The sequence below is a fragment of the Mycobacterium sp. genome, from assembly GCF_049280035.1.
Classification (GTDB): Bacteria; Actinomycetota; Actinomycetes; order Mycobacteriales; family Mycobacteriaceae; genus Mycobacterium.
Window position 1 is genome coordinate 1 of record NZ_JBAPPI010000260.1, and the last position, 1,680, is coordinate 1,680.

Annotated in this window: 2 protein-coding genes and 1 pseudogene; all 3 read right to left on the minus strand. The window is 64.7% G+C overall.

Translation table 11 applies throughout. The features are described from left to right. Positions 1–462, minus strand: a pseudogene (locus WAN71_RS08385) (hypothetical protein); the annotation flags it as partial. 19 nt (positions 463–481) lie between these two features. Then, positions 482–1,018 carry a hypothetical protein gene (locus WAN71_RS08390; RefSeq protein WP_422224880.1) on the minus strand — a complete coding sequence of 179 codons (537 nt, stop codon included), beginning with the start codon at positions 1,016–1,018 and terminating at the stop codon, positions 482–484. After that, positions 1,015–1,680: DUF5632 domain-containing protein (locus WAN71_RS08395; RefSeq protein WP_422224881.1), on the minus strand; the 666-nt coding region annotated here is incomplete at its 5' end. The genes WAN71_RS08390 and WAN71_RS08395, both read right to left, overlap by 4 nt.

Genomic DNA, 1,680 nt, shown 5'->3' on the forward strand with positions numbered 1-1,680 from the left:
GGCGGCCGCCGCACCACTTCCCGCGCCGTGCTGGAAGGCGCCCATGGCCGCCTGCATGGCCTGCATACCTTGCTGCGGAATCTGTTGCCCGAGTTGAGCAAACGGTTGAAAGGCGCCGGTGACAGCCTGGCCGATCCCTGTTGCGGCTTGGCTAAGACTGCTCAGCTCTGACATCGGGTCTTTACTGCCGGCACCGGCCATCTGTGCGGCCGAGTTCTCTTCATTGGCGGGGAATTGCGTCATGGCGCCGTTGAGTCCAGCGTCGCGCTTGGTATACCCGCCCTGCGCCAGGGAGTTGTCCAACGGATCGCCGGCATTGATGGTTACGCCCAGCATGGTCAGCAGTTGCTCGACTCCCGATGGGCCGGACGCCACCATGTCGGAGACGATTTGAAGCGGCGGCAGGTTCAACCCATGCGTGCGTGCGTAATCTTCGATTATCGCTACCAGTTTTGGATCCATGGCGTTCCTTGCGATGTGTCTAGTACGGCGGGACCGTGGTGTCGAGTGTACGGGCGGATAAAAACTCGTAGACGGAGTCGCCGGGGCGGTACTCGTCGATGAGGCGCTGGGTCAGCGCGTTGATTTCGTCGACTGCCGCAGCCATCCGCTCGAGTAACGCGGCTCGACTGGTGCCGGATCCGCGAAGCGGGCCCATCAGCTCGAAGATGCGCTCGTAGCCGGCTTGGACGATGGTGTTCAGTTCGGCGCAGTAGCGGGCATTGAGTGTGGCCCTTACCCATTCACTGTCCAGCTTGTCGATCGCTGCGGGATCGACAGTTCCGCCTTCGGTTTGGAGCCTGGCGATCTCGGCGGCGTAGATGCGTTGGCGGCGACGCCAATCTGCATCGCAGTCGAGTTCGGCGGCTCGCGTGACTAAGTTGACGGCCATGGCGTAGCCGGCGACGGCTTGATCGGCCGGCGAAGTGCCAGTCGGAATTTCGTCGGGCGCCGACGCTCTTGGCCGAGGGTCGGCAGCCATTGCGGCCTGCAAGGCGGCAGGGTCGAGATCGCTCATCGCACAACGCTTTCCGCGGCAGTGGTGTTGCAGGCGAGAAACCAGGCAAGGTGGTAATTGGCGGCGGCCTTGTTCTTGTTCACCAAGGCCTCGATGGCGGCCAGCAGCTGCCAGTTGCCCACGTCGGCTGGATCGACATTGTCGGGATAGCTATCCAGCACGCGGTCGGCGAACTTGGTCAGTTCGTCGTGCAGTTGCTCGGCTTCGGATTCGAGCACCCCGGTGCCCCTAGCGGCGGCTCTGGCCAAGGTATGCGCGAGCCTCGGTAACCCGTCACGCCAGAGCGTGGCCTGGCTCAACTCGACACTCAGCTCTTCCACTTCGGGCGCACGCCGTGGCCGCGGCGACGTTGCCACCGGCTCGTCGGTGTCGGACTCGGGAAGGTAGTGCCCGGGTTCAGATGCGGCGGCTATCTTCACCTCGCCCAGCAGCGCTTCGAGGTCACCGCGTCGGCGCGCTGGTTCGAGAAGTGTTACGGCAGCCGGGATTTCGATACCGGGCGGAATCCAGCCGCTGGCCAGATCGGTCACCAACACGGTGGTGTCGTCGGCGCGATCGCCGGCCGCCCATGCCAACCGCGGCTGTTGGACAGCTACCACCGCCACCAGGCGCTGCAGTCGTGTCCGTGCTGTCGCGTCGGCGGACGCGGCCCCGGCCAGCGC